This window comes from Protofrankia sp. CiP1_Cm_nod3, assembly GCF_982290655.1.
In genome coordinates, this window is record NZ_CEVIVD010000014.1 from 57,134 (window position 1) to 58,229 (window position 1,096).

Sequence of the window (1,096 nt, forward strand, 5' to 3'; positions counted from 1 at the left end):
CACCGGCGTGTTCGTCGGGGTGATCGCCTCGGACTACGGCGCCGGCGCCGGGCCCGCGGCGATCCAGCCGCTGGAGGGGTACGTCCTGACCGGCGGGACGACCAGCGTCGCCTCCGGCCGGGTGGCGTACTCGTTCGGTTTCGAGGGCCCGACCGTCACCGTGGACACCGCCTGCTCGTCGTCGCTGGTCGCGCTGCACCTGGCCGTCTCGGCGCTGCGGGCCGGCGAGTGCGGGCTCGCGCTGGCCGGCGGGGTGACCGTGATGCCCACCCCGCGGTCGTTCGTCGAGTTCTCCCGGCAGCGCGCGCTGTCCGCCGACGGCCGGTGCAAGGCGTTCGCCGCCGCCGCGGACGGCTTCGGCCTCGCCGAGGGGGCCGGGGTTCTGCTGCTGGAGCGGCTGTCGGACGCGCGCCGCCACGGCCACCGCGTGCTGGCGGTGGTACGCGGCAGCGCGGTGAACTCCGACGGGACGAGCAGCCAGCTCACCGCGCCGAGCGGGCCGTCCCAGCAGCGGGTGATCAACGCCGCGCTCGCGAACGCCCGCCTGACCCCCGCCGACGTCGACGCCGTCGAGGCCCACGGCACCGGCACCACCCTCGGCGACCCCATCGAGGCCCAGGCCCTGCTCGCCACCTACGGCCAGCACCGCCCGGCCGGCCGGCCGCTGCTGCTCGGCTCGGTCAAGTCCAACATCGGCCACACCCAGGCCGCCGCCGGCGTCGCCGGCATCATCAAAATCGTCGAGGCGCTGCGGCGCGGCGTCCTGCCGAAGACCCTGCACGTGGACGCCCCGTCCCCGCACGTCGACTGGACCACCGGCGCCGTCGAACTGATCACCGAGACCGGCCCCTGGCCCGACGTCGACCGCCCCCGGCGGGCGGCGGTGTCGTCCTTCGGGATCAGCGGCACCAACGCCCACATCATCCTCGAGCAGGCCCCGCCCGCCGAGGAGAACGCCACCGACGCCGGGACCACGCCCGCCGGGAGCGCGCCCACGGCCGGCGGCGCGTCCGGCGGGAGCGCACCCGGCGCGGGCACGTCCGGCACCGGGGCCGTCTCCGACAGCGAGGCCAGGGACAACACCGGAGCCAACGCC

Annotated in this window: 1 protein-coding gene; it reads left to right on the forward strand. The window is 76.6% G+C overall.

Going from position 1 to position 1,096, the window contains the following annotated elements:
• Window positions 1–1,096 (forward strand): beta-ketoacyl synthase N-terminal-like domain-containing protein (locus tag AC5LUJ_RS05275; RefSeq protein WP_493464552.1); only part of this gene is annotated, 1,096 nt, incomplete at both ends.